The sequence below is a fragment of the Pseudomonas sp. BN102 genome, assembly GCF_029871245.1.
GTDB lineage: Bacteria > Pseudomonadota > Gammaproteobacteria > Pseudomonadales > Pseudomonadaceae > Metapseudomonas.
The window spans coordinates 83,487-104,995 of sequence record NZ_SSON01000080.1 but is presented as its reverse complement, the minus strand read 5'-3'; the positions used below and the strand labels follow the sequence as shown (position 1 = coordinate 104,995).

The 21,509-nt window shown below is 65.0% G+C and carries 15 protein-coding genes; 5 read left to right on the top strand and 10 right to left on the bottom strand.

Annotation, left to right across the window (positions count from 1 at the left end; genetic code table 11):
* Positions 1–930, top strand: coding sequence for an FAD-binding protein (locus E8F12_RS28070; RefSeq protein WP_280328491.1), 930 nt, complete (start codon positions 1–3; stop codon positions 928–930).
* A gap of 270 nt (positions 931–1,200) precedes the next feature.
* On the opposite strand, the gene E8F12_RS28065 is transcribed toward E8F12_RS28070, so the two are convergent.
* The 4 genes from E8F12_RS28065 to E8F12_RS28050 form a co-directional block, all read right to left on the bottom strand.
* Positions 1,201–2,571 carry a DUF1329 domain-containing protein gene (locus E8F12_RS28065; protein ID WP_280328490.1) on the bottom strand — a complete coding sequence of 457 codons (1,371 nt, stop codon included), beginning with the start codon at positions 2,569–2,571 and terminating at the stop codon, positions 1,201–1,203.
* Positions 2,572–2,589: 18 nt separating this feature from the next.
* A complete protein-coding gene (locus E8F12_RS28060) occupies positions 2,590–4,380 on the bottom strand; it encodes a DUF1302 domain-containing protein (protein WP_280328745.1) in 1,791 nt (596 codons plus the stop codon).
* Between the two features lie 89 nt (positions 4,381–4,469).
* Positions 4,470–4,841 carry a c-type cytochrome gene (locus E8F12_RS28055; RefSeq protein WP_280328489.1) on the bottom strand — a complete coding sequence of 124 codons (372 nt, stop codon included), beginning with the start codon at positions 4,839–4,841 and terminating at the stop codon, positions 4,470–4,472.
* 151 nt (positions 4,842–4,992) lie between these two features.
* Positions 4,993–6,438, bottom strand: coding sequence for an arylsulfatase (locus E8F12_RS28050; protein WP_280328488.1), 1,446 nt, complete (start codon positions 6,436–6,438; stop codon positions 4,993–4,995).
* 308 nt (positions 6,439–6,746) lie between these two features.
* On the opposite strand from E8F12_RS28050, the gene E8F12_RS28045 reads away from it, so the two are divergent.
* Positions 6,747–7,763 (top strand): AraC family transcriptional regulator, encoded by a 1,017-nt coding sequence (locus E8F12_RS28045; RefSeq protein WP_280328487.1) that lies wholly within the window; start codon positions 6,747–6,749, stop codon positions 7,761–7,763.
* 274 nt (positions 7,764–8,037) lie between these two features.
* On the opposite strand, the gene E8F12_RS28040 is transcribed toward E8F12_RS28045, so the two are convergent.
* From E8F12_RS28040 to E8F12_RS28020, 5 genes are all read right to left on the bottom strand, one after another.
* Positions 8,038–9,501 (bottom strand): NAD(P)/FAD-dependent oxidoreductase, encoded by a 1,464-nt coding sequence (locus E8F12_RS28040; protein ID WP_280328486.1) that lies wholly within the window; start codon positions 9,499–9,501, stop codon positions 8,038–8,040.
* Between the two features lie 259 nt (positions 9,502–9,760).
* Positions 9,761–11,308 carry an acetolactate synthase large subunit gene (locus E8F12_RS28035; protein WP_280328485.1) on the bottom strand — a complete coding sequence of 516 codons (1,548 nt, stop codon included), beginning with the start codon at positions 11,306–11,308 and terminating at the stop codon, positions 9,761–9,763.
* Positions 11,309–11,313: 5 nt separating this feature from the next.
* Positions 11,314–12,669, bottom strand: a complete 1,356-nt coding sequence (locus E8F12_RS28030; RefSeq protein WP_280328484.1) for an MFS transporter — start codon at positions 12,667–12,669, stop codon at positions 11,314–11,316.
* Between the two features lie 166 nt (positions 12,670–12,835).
* Positions 12,836–13,414 (bottom strand): DUF2889 domain-containing protein, encoded by a 579-nt coding sequence (locus E8F12_RS28025; protein ID WP_280328483.1) that lies wholly within the window; start codon positions 13,412–13,414, stop codon positions 12,836–12,838.
* A 91-nt stretch (positions 13,415–13,505) separates the two neighbouring features.
* Positions 13,506–16,184 carry a LuxR C-terminal-related transcriptional regulator gene (locus tag E8F12_RS28020; protein WP_348532439.1) on the bottom strand — a complete coding sequence of 893 codons (2,679 nt, stop codon included), beginning with the start codon at positions 16,182–16,184 and terminating at the stop codon, positions 13,506–13,508.
* Between the two features lie 316 nt (positions 16,185–16,500).
* Between E8F12_RS28020 and E8F12_RS28015 the strand changes: the two genes are divergently transcribed.
* Positions 16,501–17,247: an SDR family NAD(P)-dependent oxidoreductase gene (locus E8F12_RS28015; RefSeq protein ID WP_280328481.1), complete on the top strand. Its 747-nt coding sequence runs from the start codon at positions 16,501–16,503 to the stop codon at positions 17,245–17,247.
* A 90-nt stretch (positions 17,248–17,337) separates the two neighbouring features.
* Here E8F12_RS28015 and E8F12_RS28010 read toward each other — a convergent pair whose 3' ends face one another.
* Positions 17,338–18,402, bottom strand: a complete 1,065-nt coding sequence (locus tag E8F12_RS28010; RefSeq protein WP_280328480.1) for an MBL fold metallo-hydrolase — start codon at positions 18,400–18,402, stop codon at positions 17,338–17,340.
* A gap of 227 nt (positions 18,403–18,629) precedes the next feature.
* Here E8F12_RS28010 and E8F12_RS28005 point away from each other — a divergent pair, with 227 nt between their 5' ends.
* Both E8F12_RS28005 and E8F12_RS28000 read left to right on the top strand, forming a co-directional pair.
* A complete protein-coding gene (locus E8F12_RS28005) occupies positions 18,630–20,324 on the top strand; it encodes a DUF1302 domain-containing protein (protein WP_280328479.1) in 1,695 nt (564 codons plus the stop codon).
* 103 nt (positions 20,325–20,427) lie between these two features.
* A complete protein-coding gene (locus E8F12_RS28000) occupies positions 20,428–21,489 on the top strand; it encodes a YCF48-related protein (RefSeq protein WP_280328478.1) in 1,062 nt (353 codons plus the stop codon).
* The last annotated feature ends 20 nt before the right edge of the window (positions 21,490–21,509 follow it).

Below are 21,509 nucleotides of genomic sequence, written 5' to 3'. Positions count from 1 at the left end.
ATGGCTGTCCTGGTAATCGCTGAACACAACAACGGCGCGCTGGCTTCGGCCACCCTGAATACTGTGACTGCCGCGCAGCAGATCGGTGGCGAGGTGGTCATCCTCGTGGCGGGGCAGGGTGTGGGTGCCGTGGCCGAAGCCGCCGCCCAGGTGGCTGGCGTGTCCAAGGTGCTGGTCGCCGACAACGCTGCCTACGCCCACCAACTGCCGGAAAATATCGCGCCCCTAGTGGCATCCCTCGCCCGTGACTTCAGCCACGTGCTGGCGCCGGCCACCACCAACGGCAAGAACTACCTGCCGCGCGTGGCGGCCCTGCTGGACGTCGACCAGATCTCCGAGATCATCGCCGTCGAAAGCGCCGACACCTTCAAGCGCCCGATCTACGCCGGCAACGCCATCGCCACCGTGCAGTCCTCGGCTGCCGTGAAGGTGATCACCGTGCGTACCACCGGTTTCGACGCCGCGGCTGCCGAAGGCGGTTCCGCTGCCGTTGAAGCGGTGACCAGCGTCACCGACGCCGGCACCTCCGCCTTCGTCGGTGAAGAGCTGGCCAAGTCCGACCGTCCGGAACTGACTGCGGCCAAGATCGTCGTCTCCGGCGGCCGTGGCATGCAGAACGGCGAGAACTTCAAGCACCTCTACGCCCTGGCCGACAAGCTCGGCGCTGCCGTGGGGGCCTCCCGTGCCGCCGTCGACGCCGGTTTCGTCCCGAACGACATGCAGGTCGGTCAGACCGGCAAGATCGTTGCGCCGCAGCTGTACATCGCCGTGGGCATCTCCGGTGCTATCCAGCACCTGGCCGGCATGAAGGACTCCAAGGTCATCGTCGCGATCAACAAGGACGAAGAAGCCCCGATCTTCCAGGTGGCCGATTACGGCCTGGTGGCTGACCTGTTCGAAGCCGTACCGGAAATCGAAAGCCTGCTTTGAGGCTCACCAGCAAGGAAAAAGCCCGCTCTCCGAGCGGGTTTTTTTGTAGGGTGCGCCGCGCGCACCGACGGAGTTTCCGGTTTCCTCCGTGCCACATCCCGACGCCGAGGCGGTGCGCATGGCGCACCCTACGGGAGCATCGCGAATGAATTCGCTCCGACTGCGATCGGACCAACCTACGAAGGGAATGGGCCCGCAATTGTAGGTTGTGGCAGAGCGTAGCGAAGCCCAACGTTTCACGGTGTCGGGCCTCGCTACCCACTTCGCCGGTCAGCGCATACCGTCGGTACGCAATGCTGCCGGGGTGAAGTCGTAGGCCTTGGCCGTCAGCCCGTACTGGGTGTTCTTCGGCTCCTCGTTGCGCAGGCCCACCACCATGTAACGGCCCGAGATCAGGTCGTACAGGGTTTCCGCCGCCAGGTAGCTGGTCTGGTTGTCATAGCGGTACAGCGCATGCCCCTCGGCCACCCGCCAGAGCTGGCCCTGGCGGTCGTAGTGGTCCACTTCGGCGATCTGCCAAGTGTCCTCGTCCAGGTACATGTGGCGGGTGGCGTAGACATGGCGGGCACCCGGCTTCAGGGTGGCGACCACTTCCCACACGCGGTGCAGCTCGTAGCGGGTGTGATCGGGGTTGAGATGGCCGGCCTTGATGATGTCGTCGTACTTCAGCGACGGCGATTCCATCCGGTAGCTGTTGTAGGGGATGTACAGCTCCTTCTTGCCGATCAGCTTCCAGTCGTAGCGGTCCGGCGCGCCGTTGTACATGTCGAGGTTGTCGGCGGTGCGTTGGCCGTCCGACGCGGTACCCGGGCCGTCATAGGCCAGCTGCGGCGCCCGGCGTACACGGCGCTGGCCGGCGTTGTAGACCCAGGCGCGACGTGGCTCCTTGACCTGGTCGAGGGTTTCGTGGACCAGAGCTACGGTACCGGCCAGGCGTGCCGGGGAAATCACCCGCTGCTTGTAGTAGTACAGCAGCGCCCCTGCGTCCTCCGCCGGCAGGTCGCTCACCCGGCTCGGGTAGACCTGCTGCTCTTCGAAACGCACCGGTGTGTAGCTGCCGTCTACCTGGGGCGTGGCCTGGATGAAGGCGCGCCTGTAGCTGTCGCCCATGTAGCGCGTGAAGTGGTTCCAGACGACTTCCACCCCATTACTGGGGATGGGGAAGGCGTAATAGCTGCCCTGCTTGAAGCCGGCGAGACCGTTGCCGTCGTTGATCGACTGCACCTGCAGGGCGCTGTCCCTGGCCGCGGCCTGAACCTGGGCCGGCACTGTCGCCGTGCGGTGGCTCGGATAGACCGGAATGCGATAGCTGTCGGGGTATCGCTTGAACAAGGCCATCTGGCCGTCGGTGAGCTTGTCGCGGTATTGCCCGGCGTTGCTGGCGGTGATCACGAACAGCGGCTTTTCGCCAGCGAAGGGGTCGGCCAGGAAGCCGTTGGCATCCACCGCCCCCGCATTGGTGGGCAGGCCGCCGGTCCAGGCGGGAATGCTGCCATCGGAATTGGCTTCCTTCTGGGCGCCCAGCGGCGTGAGGCTGGTACCCAGTTTGTCGGCGTCCTGCTGCGAGACGGCGGCCATCACGCTGCTGGCCAGCAGGGACAGCACCAGGAAGGTGCCCTTGATCATGGTTTTACGATTCATCGTGTCGTGGCTCCCCGGTCAGAAGTTCACGCCGAAGCTCAGCGACAGGTAGTCGCGGTCGACGTCAGTGTTGAAATCGCCACCGAAGTAGTTGGTGCAACTGAGGCTGGCGGTGTAGGTGTTGCGGTAGTCGGCATCCAGGCCGAGGCTCACGGCCTTGGAGCCTTCGTTGAAGGTCGGGCCGTAGCCTTCGACGTCATGGGACCAGCCCAGGTTGGGCGTCAGGTTGATGCCCGCGAAGACGTTGGTGTACTTCATCGCGCTGTACGCGCGGTAACCAAAGGAGTTCTCCGTGAAGTAACCCTGGCGGCCGCCCTGAACGATGTCGCCGAACACCGAATCCCGGCCGTAGCGCTGGACATCCAGGGATTCGAGGCCACCGATATGGGTCATGCCCAGTTCCACGGCGAGGCTGATCGAATCGGCCCCCAGCATTGGGTCGAACACGTGCAGGAAGGTGGTCTGCGCCTGGGTGACTTCCTTGCGCTTCCAGCCCTGTAGCACCTGGTCTTCCTCTGCCGGCACCGTCGGTTCCACATCGCTGCCGGTGAGGGCGCGGAAGGTCGGGTTGAGCGCGCCGCCGGCGAGGTCGGCGGCGTTGATCGACAGCGGCTCGTTCGGGCGATAGCTGATCTCGCCGCTCCAGGCGGTGCCGGTGGGCAGCTCGGTGGCGAAGCTCAGGCCGAAGAGGTGGATGTCTTCCGGATAATCGATGAAGTAGTGGGTGTTGCCGGCGCCGGTAGCCAGCCCCAGGGCGAACTGCAGGTCAGGCGGCAGCGCGGCGAAGCCGGGATCGTTCTGGATGAAGTCGGTGACGCCGGTGGCGGTCTGCAGGCTGAACTTGGGTTTGCGCGAGTGATAGTTGACGTAGTACGCGCCGTACTCGGCCCCGTCGCCCAGCCAGCGCAGCGCCATGCCGTATTGGCCGCTGTCGCGTGGCTCGTTGTCCTTGATGCGCGGAATGATCACACCTTCGTTGCTGATGCTGCGGTCCTGGATGTCGAAGCCAAGGCCCGCGGCAGCGGCGATCGGCTCCAGCGGACCGATGTCGGCAAGGCCTGCGTTGAGGTTGTTGTTACACCCTTTGGGCACCGGGTCGGCGCCAAAGAAGGTGCCGCAGTTGGGCAGCGCATAGGGCTTCCATTCCAGCTGATAGAAGGCTTCCAGGGTCAGGCTGTCGCTGAGGCCTTGGGAAACGTAGAGCATGTTCACTGGGATCAGGCCTTCCTTGATCTCCGAACCCGGACGGAGCAGGGCGACCACGTCCAGCGGGTTGATGGCGTTGATGGAGTTGCCGATGAACAGGCTTTCGCCCCAGCTCACCACCTGCTTGCCGAAGCGGATATCGCCGGGGAGGCCGGCGATCTCGTAGCGCTGGGCGATGAAGGCGTCGAGGATCTCCGCACCGGAGGAACGGGTCGACATGACCCTCCCATCGTCGCTGATCTGTTTGAACGGACGGTTCTCGTCCTTCAGCTCGAAGTCGTACCAGTACTTGCCGCGCACGAATGCGCGCGTGTCGCCCCGGCTCAGTTCGAGGTCATGCACGCCCTTGAAGATCTTCGAGAAGGTTTCTCCCTTCTTGAAGTTCAGGCGTCCGTCATCGCCCGAGGATGAAAAGCCGTTACCCCCGTTGGTGGAGTCGATCAGGTGGGAATCCGGGTCGGAAGTCCCCCAGCTGGCGCCGATGGACAGGGATGAGTCGAACTGTCCCTGGATATCCCCGACGTTGAAGGAAACGGCGAATGCCGGGTGCTGGATGGATGCCGAAACGGCCGCTGCCAGCAGACAGCGCTTGAAGTATCGGATACGCACTGGATTGTCCTTGTTCTGGTTGTGCTACGTATCGGACGGGCGAGCGGTGGCCCGTCTGTGCAGGCGTTCGCGCGGGAGCGCGGTCAGCCCTGGCTCTGCAGGTAGCAGAGCACCGCCTTGCGCTCGTCGGCCTTGCGCAGGCCGCCGAATGCCATGGTGGTTTCGGGGAACATCCGGGCCGGGGAGGTGAGCCAGGTTTCCAGGCGCTCCAGCGACCAGCTGTCATTCGCACCAGCGAGGGCCGGCGAATAGGCAAAGCCCTTCACGGAAGCCATCTGACGGCCGACGACGCCGGCCAGGTGCGGGCCGACGCGGTCAAAGTCGAGCGCGTGGCAGGCGCTGCACTTGGTCTGGAAGACCTTTTGTCCGGCGGCAGGGTCGCAATCGAGGGCGAAAACGGCATGACTGAGGGAGAGCGCGAGTGCGCCGACGGCTATGCGGAAGGATGGGTACATCGTGTTATTCCCCGGTTGGCTAAGGTGGGACCTAAGGTGACAGCCGGGGTCGGGCTTCGAATCGCTGGCGAACGCCATTGATTTGTCATTCGGTGCCAATCGAATGGCCGGGGCGGGACCGCCCACCTGCGGGTGGGCGGCGAGGGCGGACTCAGTGGGGTGGCGTATAGGGATCCGGGGTGCCGCTTTCGATGGGCGGGTACTTTTCCAGGCTGGCCTTGAAGCGTCCGACGATGCCCATCATCGGCTGCAGTACCCAGGTGTTCTCGACCGCGACGTTGCGCTCCTCCCGCAGGTCCGTGAGCAGGTTGTGCAAGCGCGGCACGGCCAGCGGCAGCGGCGGATCGTACATCTCCTCCTGCTGAATGAAGTGCAGCTTCCAGTTGCGCCATTTCACCGCGGAAAGGCGATCGGCCACGTAGGCCGGAAATCCCTCCCGGTTCGACTTCTCCTGTTTCCCGCTGAGGAACGCCATCTGGTCGACGCCGTCCACGGCGCGATCAGTGGGCACCTCAGCGCCACCGACATGGGCGAGGGTGGTGTAGAGGTCGACGATATGGACGATGTCGTTGCTCACCCTGCCGGCCGGCACGTGACCGGGCCAGCGCAGGATGAAGGGGGCGCGCAGGCTGGCCTCCATGGCCGTGAAGTAGGTGCCACGCCAGGGGCCGTTGGCGCCCCTCCAGGGATCGGTGGCCTCGCCACCGTTGTCGCTGGCCAGGATAACCAGGGTGTTGTCTTCGACGCCGGCGGCCTTCAGGGCATCGAGCACCTGGCCGGCGCGATGGTCGATTTCCGCCAGAGAGTCGGCCCAGGAGCCGTTGCCAGTCTTGCCGGCGAAGGCCGGATTGGGCTGCGTCGGCATATGCGGAAGGGAGAAGGGGATGTAGGCGAAGAACGGCTTGCCGGCGCTGGCGTTGCGCTTGATGAAGGCGGTGGCGCGCTCGGTAAGCTCTGCGTCCAGGGTGCGCTTGCTGGCCAGGTCCAGCTTCTTCACCTTGCTCGCCGGCTCGTCCCGCTTGGACTCGTAGATGTACTGCGCCGGCACCAGGCTCTCGTCCCAGCCCTGCTTGCTGCCGATCGCCGGCGTCAGGTCGGTGGTCTGGTCGGCGGCGGACCACATGACTTCGTCGTAGGTGCGGGGCACGCCGTACCACTCGTCGAAGCCTTGCCCGGTGGGGAAGCGCGACTCGCTGCTGCCCAGGTGCCACTTGCCCCAGATGCCCGTGGCGTAGCCGCGCGCGGAGAGCAGTTCGGCCAGGGTCACTTCCCACAGGGTCAGGCCGTCCGGGGTGCCGGCGCGGGGGACCTTGTAGGTGCCGGAGCGGATCGAGAAGCGCCCAGTCATCAGCGCCGAGCGTGAGGGCGTGCACTGTGCCTCGACATTGAAGTTGGTGAGGCGGATGCCTTCCTGCGCGAGCTGGTCGATCCTTGGTGTCTCGGCGCCACGGATCACACCGCCGCCGTAGCTGCCCAGTTCGCCGTAGCCGAGGTTGTCGTAGAGCATGATGACGATGTTCGGCGGGGCCGTCTGGCCGTGCGCCAGCGGCGCCAGCAGCGTCCCCAGCAGCGCCAGCCGCGACAGATGGTCTTTCATCGATAGTTCTCCGGTGCTGCCGGGTGGCTGAATGGTCTGCTGGCAGCTTAGTTCCGACCTTGCCAGAAGAGGGCGCGGAGGGAATCGCTCGCGGGCGCCAGGCATTTGTCATCTGGTGCCATTTGCAGGCTTCTCGTGGGGGGAGGAGGGTGCGCCGGCCATCCCGTTCGACGCCTGTTGTCGCTATTTTCGGCGTCTGTTAGGGTCTCCCGCCTGTGTCGGACGCAGGCTCGATTCACTGAGAACTCCTGCCCATCCGGCTGCGCTCGAACGACAAGAAGAATCCGGGCCCAGGAGCCCTTGCCGCCATGTCCCGCCTGAAGCACACCGTTTACGCCGAGGCCCTTCTGCAGCATTACGGTGACCTGTTCCGCCCCTGTCTCGCCGCGGTCGGGTTGAGCGAGGAGGTGCTTGCACGCCCCGACGCGAAGATACCCCTGCGCCAGTACAACGAGTTACTCGAGGTGGCCGCAGAACGAAACGATCCCTTCCTTGGATTGCGGCTGGGGCTTGGCTTGCTTGGCGAGCCGCTGAAGACCAACCTGATGGGCGGCGTCGGTCACCTCGCGCGTAGCGCGGCGGACGTGCGGACCATGCTGGAGTGCGCGAGTCGCTTCATCGTCGTGCATGCCCAGGCCAACGAACTGACCTGGCGGTTGCAGGGCGGGTGCCTGGAAATCGCCTACCGCCTGACCGACCCGAGCGTGCTTCACCGCAGGCAGGACGCGGAGTTCGCCATCGGCACGCTCTATGCGCGCCTGCGTGAATACACCGGCAGGAAGTACGCGCCGCTGCGGGTGGAGTTCGAGCATCCGCAACCTGCGGACATCAGCCTCCATACCGAAGTGTTCCAGTGCCCACTGAAGTTCGGCCAGCCGGCCAACCTCATCGTCTGGCCTGGAGAGATGCTCGACGAGCCGCTGGTCACGGCCGATCTGCGGTTGTTCCAGGCGTTGCTGCCGGGGCTGGAAGAGGAACGTCGCCGGCGACTCGCCGACACCGATCTGACCACGCGCATCGGCCTGGTGATCGAGGCCAACCTGGCCAGCGGGCGTGTTGGTCTCGAACAGGTGGCGACGGAGCTGTGCATGAGCAAGCGCACGTTGCAACGGCGCCTGCAGGAGCTTGACCTGGAGTTCGCCGAACTGGTGGAGGAAATCCGCCAGGCCCTGGCCATCGAGCTGGTGCGCCAGTCGTCGCGCAGCCTGACCGAGATCGCCCAGCAGTTGGGCTACAACGAGGCCAGTTCCTTTACCCGCGCCTTCCGCCGCTGGACCGGCCTCAGCCCCCGCGAGTTTCGCCAGCAGGGCGCGAATTCCAGCTGAAAATCTCCCTGTGGGAGCGAATTCATTCGCGAATGCCGTAGGGTGGATGGCGCTTTTTCCATCCACCATCGTCGCCGGACGTGGCTTCGCTGGTGGACATGAAGAGCGATGTCCACCCTACGAAATCGATGACCCCGCGTACTTCCTGTGGGGCACCAACCGTAGGGTGGATGGCGCTCTTTCCATCCACCATCGTCGCCGGGCGTGACTCCGCTGGTGGACATGAAGAGCGATGTCCACCCTACGAATCGAGGCGACCTGCGGGCTCGGCGCTTCAACCCAGTAGTTCGCGGGTTCTCAACGCTGCCTTGCTGCCGGCGCTGATGGCACCGTCGATAAAGCCGCGCCAGCCTTCGCCGTGGTCGCCCTGGCCGAACAGCACCCGGCCGCGATCCTTCTGGAAGTGGTCGTAGTACTTGCCCAGCCAGTTCGGCTTGTAGCTGCAGTAGGTGCCCTGGGAATACGGGTCCAGGGTCCATTCGTATCCGTAGCATTCCTCCACTTCCAGGTCCGGATAGAAGGAACTCACCACCGCCTGCACCGCGTCGCGGTCCTGGATGTCGAGCATCTGCGGATCGGCGCCGAAGCCGACGAAAATGGTGTGATCCTCGGCCTTGGCGTAGGTCGCCAGTACGTTGATCGGATTACCGGTGCCGGCCACCCCGATCCGTTTGCCGTCGTCGGGGAGCTTGCCCTTGGTGCGGACGAATACCTTGATCCCGCTGCCGCTGTGCTTCTCTTTCGCCGCCGCGACCAGCTTCGGGTCCAGTGCCGGGGTGAAGGCGATGCGCGGCAGCACGTTCATCGGTACGGCCACGATCACCGCGGCGGCGCGGAGGGTTTCGCCCTGTTGGGTGGTGACCAGGACCCGCTCGCCCTGTTGCTCCACCTTGGTCACCGGGGTGGACAGCCGCACATCCGGCTTGCCCTCGTTCAGCATGGCGTTGATCAGGCTGATGGTGCCGTCCTTGAAGCTGTAGCGGCCGCAGGCGTCGACGAACGCCGTCATGTTCCAGCCCGGCAGCGACCACCAGCGCGCCACGTCGGCATAGGAGGCGCGATCACTGGTGGTGTGGGCGATACCGGCAACGTAGGCATCGACGAAACTGCGCTGCAGCGAGGTCAGCTTGAGCTGCGCGAAGCGATCGGCACCGCTCATGCTGTCCACCGCGAGCAGCTCCTTCCAGGTGTACTTGGCGTCGTAGGGGCGCTCCCACAGCTTGGGGGCCTCGGCGAAGTATTCCTTGATCGCCTTGGAGATGGCGATCAGGTCCTCGAGCGTCGGCTCGATGGCTTTGCCTTCGTGAATGATGCGGACGGTCTGCTTTTCCTCGACGAAGGGCTCGGGGGTTTCTTTCAGCGGCAGGCCGTAGCGCTGCACTTCGGCCCAGACAAAGGGCTGGGTCCAGTGGATCCAGGTGCCGCCCAGCTCGACCTTGTGACCGGCGAACTCGCTGCTGAAGGTGCGTCCGCCGAGACGGTTACGGGCTTCCAGCACGAGCGTCCGGTAGCCGTTCTTCATGCTGTCGCGGGCTGCCGTCACGCCGGCGAAGCCGCCGCCGATGACCACCACGTCGTAATCGCAATCGGCGAACTTGCCGGCGCCTTCCGGCTTGTCCTCGGTCGACGCGGTCAGCGAAGCACTGCCTGCCACCGCCACCGCGCCGGCAGCACCGACGACACCCGCATTGCGAAGGAATTTGCGACGGCTGACTCCGTCATGCTGCTGGTCACCCATTTCCACACCTCTGAGCTTGTTGTGATGCCTTGCGGCCTTGTCGGCCAACATGCCAGAGGCGGTCTGCGTTTCGATTGCCAGCTCACGCCAGGGTTTTGCCATTGGGTGCCAATGTCATGTGGCGCTGCCACATCGCGAATGAATTCGCTCCCACAATGAAGCGGGCCGAGTCCATGTAGGCTGTGGCAGAGCTACGCGAAGCCCAACGTTTCCGGGGTTGCCGATGCTGCGTTGGGCGGAATGGCGTGTTGCTTGCGTCTCAGACGACCAGTTCGATCAGGAAAGGGCCCGGGGTCCGGTTGGCCCGGCTGAACAGCTCGTTGAAACCTTCCATGCTGGTGACACGGTCCGCTTCCACGCCCATGCCATTGGCCAGGCGCACCCAGTCGAGATCGGGGTTGCCAATGCCCAGCATCTCCATTGCGGTCTTGCCCGCGCTCGCGCCGACGTTTTCCAGTTCGTGCTGGAGGATCGCGTACTTGCGATTGGCCAGTACCACCACCGTGACATCGAGGCATTCCCGCGCCATGGACCAGAGGGCCTGGACGGTGTACATGCCTGATCCATCCGCCTGCAGGGTGACGACGCGGCGGTGCGGCGCCGCCACCGCAGCGCCCAGGGAAAGCGGCAGGCCGTCGCCGATGGCACCGCCGCCCACCTGCAGCCAGTCGTGAGGGGCGGCATTCAGGGTGCCGGCGTAGAGGGGCGGGCCGAAGGTGATGCTCTCGTCGACCACGATGGCCTGCTCGGGCAGCAGGGCGTTGAGCGACTGCGCCAATGCTTGCGGGGTTATCACGCCACGGCCGACCGATGCATCGATGGGCGCGCAGAACGGCTTCACGTGCGGAGCCCCTAGCTCCTCGGCCAGACGCTCGAGGGCGTCGAGCAGGTCTTCTTCCGGGCGGGCCAGGAAGTGGATACCGGCATCCTCCGGATAGGGACGGGGTGCCTTGCCGGGATAAGCGAAGAACGTCGCTGGTGCGGGTGTACCCACCAGGATGATATGGGCGATGCCAGCCAGTTTCGCGCGTGCGACATCGCCGGAATAGGGCAGTCGCTCCACCGCGAAGCGACCTCGACCACGGGCGACGCGAGGGTTGGACACCGTCGAGAGCAGGCGCGCGTCGGTTGCGGCAGAGATTCGATGGGCGGCCGCCAGGGCATCCTGTCCCAGCGCCTTGCCAGCCAGCAACAGCAGAGTCGGTTGGCCGGAGCGCAGTATCCGGGCGGCCTGCTGTACGGCATCGGGGGCGACCCTCGGCGTTGCGATCGGCGCAAGGGGCGCGGCGACCACGCCGCCGGCATCCCAGCAGACGTCCGAGGGCAGGATCAGGGTGGCGATGCCACCGGGTGCGCTGCAGGCCGCTTGCACCGCCGTGGCGGCAGCCAAGCCCACGGAGCCGGCCGATGTCGCCGTGCGGGTCCAGACGGAAACCGGGCGGGCCCAACCCTCGGTGTCGGCGGTGAGCGGTGCGTCGTAGGGGCGATGATGGGTTGCCTGGTCGCCGACGATGTTCACCATGGGTGTCCGCGCACGTCGCGCGTTGTGCAGGTTGGCCAGGCCATTGGCCAGGCCGGGGCCGCAATGCAACAGGGTGGTGGCAGGTTTGCCGGCCAGCCGCGCGTAACCGTCGGCGGCACCAGTCACGACACCTTCGAACAGACCCAGCACGCAGCGCATGCCGGGATTGCGATCGAGGGCGGCGACGAAATGCATTTCACTGGTGCCGGGATTGGCGAAGCAGGTATCCACGCCGGAGGCCAGCAGGGTTTTTACGAGGCTTTCCGCGCCGTTCATTTCGCTCATTGTCTTCAAGTCCTTTCAGTGATCGGGCGATCCGCCGGGCGCGGTGCCGCAAGGCGCCGTGCAGGAATGCAAACAAGCAGCAACAGGCTGCCTACCACCAACAGCCCGGCAATCAGGTCGAACGCCAGGTAGAGGCTGCCGGTAGCGGTTTTCACGGCGCCTACTGCCATTTGGCTGAGCACGCCGGCCAGGTTGCCGATGCTGCTGATGATGGCGATGCCGCCGGCCGCGCCGGACTTGCTCAACAGGGCCGGCGGGATGGTCCAGAACAGCGGCATGGCCGACAGCGTAGAAGCAGCGCCCAGGCTCATCAGTGCCATGGAAAACACCGCATTTCCGTGGGCCAGGTCCAGCAGACAGAAGCTGGCGGCGGCCACCAGCATGGTCAGGCTCAGGTGCCAGCGGCGTTCCATGTGGCGGTCCGAACTGCGGCCCAGCAGGTACATGGCGCAGAGGCCGCCAAGGAAGGGCAAGGCGGTGACCAGGCCAATGAGTTTCAGGTCTTCCAGGCCGAAGCCGCGCACCAGGGTCGGCAGCCAGTAGGATACGGTGTTGGAGCCGCTGTAGATGCAGAAGCACACCAGACCTGCTACGTACAGCAGCGGGTCGCGCAGCACGCCACTGAATCCATGATGCTTCACGGCGGAGACCGGCTCCTCTGCCAGTGCCTGTCGGATCTGGCGTTTTTCTTCGTCGTCCAGCCAGGTGGCCTGCTCGGGCCGGTCGGTCAGCCAGAAGCGGCCGATCACTCCCAGCAGTACCGCTGGCAGACCGGTGAGGACGAACAGCACCTGCCAGTTGCGCAGCCCAAGCAAGCCATGCAGGTGCGCCATGATGGCCCCGGACAGCGGGCCGCAGATCATCCCGGCGACCATGGCCGCCATGAAGAAGGAGGCGGTGATGCGCCCACGCAGCGCGGCCGGGAACCAGTAAGTGAGGAATAGGATCAGGCCAGGAAAGAATCCCGCTTCGGCGATGCCCAGCAGGAAGCGCGCGGCGATCAATTGGTTGGGCGTGGTGACGAACGCCGTGGCCACGGTGATCAGGCCCCAGAGGATCATGATCCGCGTCAGCGTGGCGCGCGCGCCGACGCGCTGCATGTACAGGTTGCTCGGCACCTCGAAGAGGATGTAGCCCAGGTAGAAAATGCCGGCACCGATGCCGTAGGCAGCATCACTGAGGGCGATGTCCTCGGCCATGCGCAGCTTGGCAAAAGACAGGTTGAGCCGGTCGATGGCGTTGATGATGAACGCCAGCATCAGGAAGGGCAGCAGTCGCCAGATGACCTTGGTGAACGTGCGCTTTAATTGCTGGGTCGGTAGTGCGGAGGTGGCCGGGAAGGGCTGGATGGTATCGCTCATGGAACCGCTCCTGCGGGAAAGCCGGATTGTTGTTGTAGTGGGGCCTCGGCAGGCCGCAGGAGCGAGTATGGAATGAGGTCGTGGCGCGATGTTCCGTGTTTCTTTTGTGGCTCAACGCATTGATTTTTAATGAATATTGCCCTTTGTCAGGACTCCCGCGCGGCGGTCATTCCGATTTCTCGGTCCGAGTGTCATCGTCCAGCCTGCGATCTTCCGGCCAGATGACCTTGATGGCCTCGCCGTCCAGACGGTAGGTGTGGCAGCTGTCAATCAGGCTGGGGCGCGGCAGGGGCCGGTCGCTCGCCAGGCGATCGCGGAGGTGGTCGTGCTTGCGGAGCAGGGCGAAATGGGCCTGGTAGGCGGTGGTGGCCATTGGACCAAAGAGTTCGGTGAGGTGGGTGCAACCGCTGGCACCACCGACCCGCGCCTTGATCCTTGGCATGAAGCCTGGCCCGATCCGCAGCCCCGCCAGGGCGGTATAGGCGGACTCGATCTGTGCGCAGTAGGGCGTCGGTCCGGCGTGGGTTCTGGCCGTTACCTGCTGGATTACCAGTTCCCGGTCCAGGGTCATGGTGATGTGCATGTGATGGATGTTCCCATTGGCCGGCACGACGCGGAACAGCATGTCGGCGTCATCGGGGGTGATGTCACGCATCTCGCCTTCCACATCCAGCAGCCCGTCCTCGCGCAGGTAGGCGTTGCAGGTGACGTGGCGGGTATGGAGGAGTGTCCGTGCGTGGCTCATGGCTGAGTTCCCGTGGCGAATGTCGAGAACCGGAGCGTAGGGGCGGAAAGGTGCCGGGCCGCCCCCCGCTTGGGGAGGGGCGAGTGGGTTTTCAGTCGATGAGCTTGTGGTTGCGCGCCCAGACCATCGCGTCGTAGCGGCTGGAAACACCGAGCTTGACGAAGATATTGCGCAGGTTCCACTTCACCGTTTCCAGGGTGATGTCCAGCGTATGGGCAATTCGCTTGCTGGACATCGCCTGGGCCACCAGGCTGAGGATTTCCAGTTCGCGCGGTGTCAGCACCGGCTGCTGCTCGGGTGTCGCCGCGCGGCGCGGACGAGGCATCGCGGCGTTCGCCGAACATGGATCGGTGAGCTTGCCGAGCAACTCATCCACGTACTCGCCGATGGGGCCTTCCTGGGGGTGTTCCTCGGCCAGCCGGTGCAGCAGTTTTTCTGTCAGCGGGCCTTCGTCCAGCAGGGTGCGGACCAGGCCGAATCCCTGGGCGGCCTCCAGCATGCCCGTGAGGACGGCGACCGATTCATCGGACCGCTTGAGATCGTAGAGGATGTCTGCGCGGAGCAGGTCGGCCAGCACAGCAAAGCGACCACGATTGAAGCGCAGGGCATAGTCGCTGACGACCTTCAGGGCCTCCAGGGCGCGTTCCGAGTTCTCGCTGCGCAGCAACCGGGCACGGGCCAGGGCGGCGAGCGCCGGCAGCTCGGCACGGGCCCCCTGTTCAGTGGCATGGGCCTGCGCCAGTTCCTCAAGGCTCGCCAGCAGCTCGGTGGCGCGAATGCGGTTGCCCTTGATCAGCAGGACGCGAATCTGTTCGGCGAGCAGATGGGCCACCGGCCTGAGCTGCCCGAGGCAACGCAAATGGGCGATCTGTTGCTGGAGAAAGCCCAGTGCCGCGTCCGGGCCTTTCTGCAACAGGTCGAGACGTGCGCGGACCATGTTGGTGCGCAGGATCACGTCCGGCACCGAAGAGTGCAGCAGCCCGAAGCGGTTGGCGATCAGCTCGCGGGCGTCGTCGATGCGGTTGAGTTCGTAGAATGCGTCCGAGAGCAGGCTGGCGCACAGGTTGGCGCAGATCGAGCGATGGCCGTGTTCGCGCGTCGAGCGTTCGAGCAACTCCGAACCCAGGCGCTCGGCTTCGCGTACATCGCCGGCCAGCATGTGAGCGGTCACCTGGGCCGACTCTGCCACCATCGCCATGTCGTTGCCGCGATCCTCCGGCGGGATGGGATGGATGTCGAACAGCCGTCGCGCATCGGCGTAGCGGCCGGCGATGTAGTAGGCCACGGTCAGGGTGGCCAGCAGCATGTAGCGCAGGAAGGGATTCTCCATCGGCGCGTCGCGCACCGGCTCCAGCAACTGCACGGCACGATTGGAATCGTCGTCTTGCACCGCGATTGCAGCGCGGACCAGCGACAGGCCGCTGGCCAGCTCCGGGTAACCCTGCATGTCGCTGGCTTCCAGCCGGGCCAGCCAGGACTTCGCCCGCGCCGGACGGGAGGTGAGGGAAACGGTCACGCAGGCCAGGAAGAGCAGGCGCGGGTGACGGAACAGCACGTCTTCCGGAAGGCGTTCGAGCAAGCGCAGCGTGGGCGCCAGGTAGTCGAGGGTCCAGGTGGCGGGAGCGGAGCGTTCGATCACCTGGGTGGCGAACTCGACATCGTCGCCGAGGCTGGCGTGACGCACCGCCTCGGTCAGGCAGTTGTGTTCCGCGAGCCAGTGTGCGCCCCTGCGGTGCAGTTCGCGTACCTGGTCGCTGCCACGCCGTTCCAGGCGGGTGCTGAGAAACTCGCCGAACAGCGGGTGGAAGCGGTACCACGCCTGGCGGTCGTCCGAGTCCACGCGGTAGATCAGCAGGTTCTCGTCTTCCATGCGCTTGATCAGCTCGCCAGCGTCGGCATGGCCGGTCACGGCCTTGGCCATCGCGGCGCTGAAGCGGCGGAATATCGACAGCGCCTCGGTGAACGCCACCATCTCAGTTGGAAGGTGCGCCACCACTTCCTCACTCAGGTAAGTCTGCAGGTCGCTGGAGCGCCAGAGCAGGTCCTGCAGGATGGCGCGGCTGTCGGCGCGGTTCTTCAGCATAATGACGATCAGTTGCAGGCAAGAGGGCCAACCGCTGGTCAGGTCATGGATCAGGCTCAACTCGTCCGCGTTGATCCTGTTGCTGCCCAGGTTCTCCTCGATGAAGGCGCGGGTTTCGGTCAGGTCGAATGGCAGTTCGACGCTTTCTATCTCGGCCACCTGGTCCATGACCCGCAACCGCGAAAGGCTGAGCGGAGGGGTGACCCGCGAGGCCAGCACCAGATGGAGGTTGCCGGGTCCTTGGTCGAGAAGCTTCTGGATCAGCTTGTGCGCCAAGGGAACTTCGACATGGTGGTAATCGTCGAGGATCAGGTAGAGCTCTTTGGCGTGCATGGCTGCGGCGTCGACGATGGCGGCAACGGTGGCATCCATCGCGCTGGCTGCGTTGTCGTCGCGCAGCAGGTCGATGCCCACTTCGATGCCCAGGCGCCGCAGTGCTTCCAGCAGCGTCGCGCAGAATGCCGAGTAGCTGTTGTCTTCCGCCGTCAGCGAGACCCAGACGACTTCCCCACCCGCACGCAGCCGCGACTGCCGCCACTGGGCCAGCAGGGTGGTCTTGCCGTAACCCGCGGCACCGGTGATGAGCGCGAGCCTGCAGTGGTGCATGCGTTCCAGTTGCGCCAAGAGGTTGCCGCGAAGCACGTGCTTCGTGCCTATGCGTGGCGGCGAGAACTTGGTGGAGACCAAGTGCCTGGGTGTCTTTGTTATCAACGTCTTGTCCCTGGTTCACGGTCTGCGAAGGGTAGCGCGTAGGAAAGGATGGATCGGTTTTACCGATTCGGCTAACCGCACCAGTCCGCTGCACGTCCCGTCGGATGGAACTCGGTCGGCGACGCTAGCGAAGCGCCACTGTCGCGTCAAGGAAGTCCGGGTCCCGTAGCTGGTGTGCTGTCGCGCCAAGCCTGGACGCCCTTGCCGCCCCAAAAAGGGAGGGGACGGGGCACTGTACGGCTTCCCTAAGATCGCGTCGGACTATTCACTGCGCTCGGGAGAAGGAAACAAAATGAAACTGAACGACAAGGTCGCCATCGTCACTGGAGCAGCGTCCGGCCTCGGTCTGGCCACCTGCAATGCGCTGGCGGCGGCCGGTGCCAGGGTAGTCGGCTTCGACCTGGACCAACAGAAGCTCGACACGGCATTGGGTGAAGGTATTCAGGGGATCGCCGTAGACGTTTCCAGCGAGGCCAGCGTCAAGGCAGCCATCGATGCGGTGGTCGAGCGTTTCGGCGCGGTCCATGTCGCGGTGAACTGCGCGGGCATCCTCGGACCGTGCAAGACGATCTCCAAAGGCCAGCTGTTCCCCACCGAGCTCTGGGACCGCGTGCTGGCGGTCAACCTCACCGGCACCTTCAACATCATTCGTCATGCCGCTCTGGCCATGACCGCGAACGCCCCCGAAGAAACCGGCGAGCGCGGCGTCATCATTAACACAGCGTCCGGTGCCGCGCGGGAAGGGCAGATGGGCCAGGCGGCCTACAGCGCAAGCAAGGCCGGCGTCATCGGCATGACGCTGCCGATCGCCCGTGACCTGGCCGAACACGGCATCCGCGTGGTGAGCCTGGCGCCGGGCCTGTTCGAGTCCGGCATGTCGGCCGGGATGCCGGCGAAAGTGTCGGAAAGCATCGTCAACAGCCTGCTGTTCCCGCGCCGTATGGGTCATCCTGCGGAATTCGCCGCGCTGGTGCAGCACGTGGTGGAGAACCCCTACCTGAACGCGCTGACCCTCGATATCCAATGCGGGGTCCGTTGATCCTGCGGACTGGGCCCTGCACGGCCCTTGTGTAGGAGAGAGCTTGCTCGCGAAAGTCCGGGCTCGGGAGGTTCGCGAGCAAGCTCGCTCCTACAAGTGTTGATACCAGGCCACGCCACGTTCATCCGTGCTGACGCTGATCTCGTTCCGTATCAGCAGATGGTTGAGGTGGGCGATGGATTCGCCGGTGGCCAGGGTCAGTTGGGTCGGTTCCTCGGTTCGCAGTTTCGCTGAGAAGAGCAGCGGGAAAACGTCGAGGACCCGGCGGGGCTCCTTCAGTCCTTGTCTCAGGCGGTCCAGTCCATCCAGCACTTCGACCTCCAGCTGATTCAGTCGCGCATGCAGGCCATGAAAGGGTTCGTTGTGCGAGGGCAGGACGAGCACGTCGTCAGGCACGCGTCGACGGAGCTTGCCGAGCGAGTGGAGCCAGTCGCCCAGCGGATCGGCATCCGGTTCGGTGAAGTGCACCGAAACGTTGGAGGAAATGCGCGGCAGCACCTGGTCGCCGGAGATCAGCAGCTTTCGTCGGGCGTCATACAGGCAGGCGTGTTCGGGTGAATGACCTGTTCCCACCACCACTTCCCAGTCGTATTCCCCGATACGTACGAGCTCGCCCTCGCGGATGCGCCGGTAGCTGTCGGGCAGGGGAGAAATCATCCGGCTGAAGCTCCCGAAACGTTGGCAGTAGACGGCCAGTGCCTGGTCGTCCCAGCCGGCGCGGTGATAGAAGCTGACCGCCTCGTCGGGGGCCGCGCGTCCGCTGTCGCCTGCCAGCATCCGGCATTGCAGGTACTCCAGCCGCGTCATCCAGAGGCGGCAACCGGTCCGCCGGGACAGCCAGCCGGCCATGCCGATATGGTCGGGGTGCAGATGCGTGGCCAGTACCCGTGTCAGCGATCCCCCGGCGAGCGGGCCTGCCAGCAGTCGCTCCCAGAGGGACACGCTGTCCTCGTTGCACAGGCCGGTATCCACCAGTGCATGGCCGCCGTCCTCGGCCAGCAGCCAGACATTGATGGCGCCAAGGGAGATGGGCAGTGGCAGCCGGGTCCAGAGCACACCAGGCGTGACTTCGAGCAAGGCGCCGGGTGCGGGTGTGGCATCAAGGGGATAGCTGACGGCCGCCCGCGTGTGAGTAACCGGTGCCTCGTTCGTCATTTCGTTCTCCTTTGGCGGTTCGCCCTCGCCGAGGCCGGGGAGGGTAGTTCGATGCGCTCATGCTAGCGGAGGGGGGGAAGGGGGGGCACCCCCCTTTCAGAAAGGGGGGGGAGGACTCACGGATGGTGCTGGCACCCTTTGGGCACTCGATCACTGATTGAGCTGTTTCCGGACCTGGTGGCGGTCAGCGCGAGGTCCCGGTTAAACCAAGGGGAGGAGACGCCCAGATGAATAACAAGAACAAATCGAATCAGAGTCATCCCGCCAGCTCTCACGCGCTGCGCGCCACGGTGGTTGCCATGTGCGCGATTGCCTGCGGCAGCGCCAGCGCGTTCGAGATCGACACCGGCAACGAAGACATCCAGCTGCGCTGGGACAACACCCTGCGCTACAACCTCGGCATGCGGGTCGAGGGGCAGGACGATGCGATTCTGAAGAACCCCAACAACGATGACGGTGATCGCAACTTCGACAAGCACAGCCTGGTCAACAATCGCGTAGACATCCTCAGCGAGTCCGACATCGTCTACAAGGGCAAGTACGGCGCCCGGGTCAGCGCGGCGCTCTGGTACGACGCGGCCTATGCCGGCAGTCTCGACAACGACAATGTGGCGACCTCCAACCACCTGGGGTCCGATGGACGCCCGGCCCTGGGCCTCAGCCGTTATGCGGACCGTTATTACGAAGGGCCGTCCGGCGAGTGGATGGACGCCTTCGTGTTCGGCGAGTACGACATCGCCGACATGCCGCTGAAGGCGCGCCTGGGCCGCCACACCGTGAACTGGGGCGAGTCCCTGCTGGGGGCCGGCGCCATTCATGGCATTTCTTATGGTCAGGCCCCGCTGGATCAGGGCAAGGCCCTGGCTCTGCCGGGTATCGAGGCGAAGGAGCTGTACCTGCCGCGCAACCAGTTCTCCGCGCAACTGCAGGTGACTCCCGAGCTGTCCTTCGCGGCGCAGTACTTCTTCGAGTGGCGCCCGTCGCGTGTGCCCGAGGGCGGTACCTACCTGGGCTTCGCCGACATCTATCTGCAGGGCGGCGAGTCATTCATCCTCAGCCCCACGCTGCGCGCCACCCACGGCGACGACATCGAGCCGCAGAACTCTGGCGACTGGGGCGTGATGACGCGCTGGAGCCCTGAATGGCTCGACGGCACCTTGGGCTTTTACGTCCGCAATTTCTCCGACACCCTGCCGCAGACCATCCTGCTGGCTAACGCCCGCCCGCAGTACTTCTTCAACTACGCCGACGATATCGACATGTACGGCATCAGCCTGTCGAAGGAAATCGCCGGGGTCAGCGTCGGCCTGGACGTTAACTACCGCCGCAACATGCCGCTGGTCAGCAGCGCGGCACGGGTGACTTCCGCAGCCGGTCTGCCGGACGACGGCGACATCCTCGGTGCCCGCGGCGATACCCTGCACGGCGTGCTCAACGCCATCGGCACCGTCAGCCCGACGCCGCTGTTCGACAGCGCCAGCTGGTCCACCGAGCTGACCTGGAGCCGCTGGGTGTCGGTCAACTCCGACCCACTCAATCTGTTCAAGGGCTCGTCGGCCTACAAGGCGGTACCGAGCAACATCGACGAAGTCTCTCGCGACGCCTATGGCCTGGCCGTCAACTTCACCCCGACCTGGTTCCAGGTGTTCCCGGGGGGCGACCTGTCGATGCCGATGAGCTACTCGGTGGGCCTGTCGGGCAACTCGGCAGTGGCCTCCGGTGGTAACGAAGATGCCGGCAGCTATGCCGTGGGTCTCGCGCTCGATCTCTACAGCCGCTATCGCTTCGACCTGAAGTACGTCGACTACTTCGGCGACTACTCGACCAACCCGGTCACCGGCGCCGCCGTGACTCCCAGCGGCAGCCAATCGCTGCTGGAAGACCGTGGTGCCGTGTTCTTCACCTTCAAAACCACCATCTGAGCGGCAACTGCCGCTCCTGCAAGTCCACGAACGGCGGCCCCGGTTACACCCGGGCGCCGTTCCGCAATTCGCGCTCCGGCGTGACCGATGTGAGGTGACCCAGGTGTTCAGACAGTTCTTTCGTCCGCCACTCGCGATGCTGCTCGCCCTGATGGCAGGACAGGCGCTTGCGCAGCAGGCCTTCATCTCCCCCATGGAGACACCCGCGCAGCACAGCGCGCAGGCGATCCGGGCGCCGCTCAATGCGCTGGCAAGGGCCGGTGAACGCTTGGTCGCGGCGGGGCAACGCGGTCACATCCTCTTTTCGGACGATGGCAAGGACTGGGTCCAAGCCCAGGTGCCGGTCAGCTCCGACCTGACAGCGCTGGCCTTCCCCAGCGCAGAACAGGGCTGGGCCGTCGGCCATGAAGGCGTGGTCCTGCGCACCGTCGATGGCGGTAAGGCCTGGAGCAAGCAGCTCGATGGCCGGCAGATCGCCGAACTGCTGGTGAAGCACTACGGCAACCCGGCCGATCCGGATGATCCAGAGGCGCAGCGCCTCAAGAAGGACGCCGAGCTTTTCGCCGTCCAGGGCGCCGACAAGCCGCTGCTGGACGTGTGGTTCGAGGATGACCTGAACGGTTTCGTCGTTGGCGCCTTCAACCTGATCCTGCGCACCGTCGATGGCGGCAAGAACTGGACACCCTGGCTGGACCGTGTCGACAACCCCAGAGCCATGCATCTGTACGGTCTGCGTCCCGCCGCCGGTAGCCTGTTCATGGTCGGCGAGCAGGGCCTGGTGCTGAAGCTGGATGCTGCGCGGCAACGCTTCACCCGCCTGGAGTTGCCTTACCAGGGCACCCTGTTCGGTGTGCTGGGCGATGACGGCCTGGTGCTGGTCTACGGCCTGCGCGGCAATGCCTATCGCAGCCTTGATGGCGGCGCCAGCTGGAGCAGGGCGGAAACCGGTATCGAGGCCGGAATCACCGGCGGCGTGATCGCCGAAGACGGCTCCGTCGTGCTGACCAGCCAGACCGGCCAGTTGCTGCGCTCCACCGATCGCGGCGCCACCTTCAGCCTCGTTCCGGTCGATCGCGTGGTTCCCAACTTTGCGATGGCACCCGCTGCCGGCGGGGCAGTCGCCCTGGCCGGGCTCGGTGGCGTGCGCATCCAGAACTTCAAGTGACAAAAAGAAAGTCGGAGAGC

Coding starts and splice junctions, on each gene's coding strand:
- E8F12_RS28070 (WP_280328491.1), top strand. CDS start 1: ATGGCTGTCCTGGTAATCGCTGAACACAACAACGGCGCGCTGGCTTCG.
- E8F12_RS28065 (WP_280328490.1), bottom strand. CDS start 2,571: ATGAATCGTAAAACCATGATCAAGGGCACCTTCCTGGTGCTGTCCCTG.
- E8F12_RS28055 (WP_280328489.1), bottom strand. CDS start 4,841: ATGTACCCATCCTTCCGCATAGCCGTCGGCGCACTCGCGCTCTCCCTC.
- E8F12_RS28050 (WP_280328488.1), bottom strand. CDS start 6,438: ATGAAAGACCATCTGTCGCGGCTGGCGCTGCTGGGGACGCTGCTGGCG.
- E8F12_RS28045 (WP_280328487.1), top strand. CDS start 6,747: ATGTCCCGCCTGAAGCACACCGTTTACGCCGAGGCCCTTCTGCAGCAT.
- E8F12_RS28040 (WP_280328486.1), bottom strand. CDS start 9,501: ATGGGTGACCAGCAGCATGACGGAGTCAGCCGTCGCAAATTCCTTCGC.
- E8F12_RS28035 (WP_280328485.1), bottom strand. CDS start 11,308: ATGAGCGAAATGAACGGCGCGGAAAGCCTCGTAAAAACCCTGCTGGCC.
- E8F12_RS28030 (WP_280328484.1), bottom strand. CDS start 12,669: ATGAGCGATACCATCCAGCCCTTCCCGGCCACCTCCGCACTACCGACC.
- E8F12_RS28025 (WP_280328483.1), bottom strand. CDS start 13,414: ATGAGCCACGCACGGACACTCCTCCATACCCGCCACGTCACCTGCAAC.
- E8F12_RS28015 (WP_280328481.1), top strand. CDS start 16,501: ATGAAACTGAACGACAAGGTCGCCATCGTCACTGGAGCAGCGTCCGGC.
- E8F12_RS28010 (WP_280328480.1), bottom strand. CDS start 18,402: ATGACGAACGAGGCACCGGTTACTCACACGCGGGCGGCCGTCAGCTAT.
- E8F12_RS28005 (WP_280328479.1), top strand. CDS start 18,630: ATGAATAACAAGAACAAATCGAATCAGAGTCATCCCGCCAGCTCTCAC.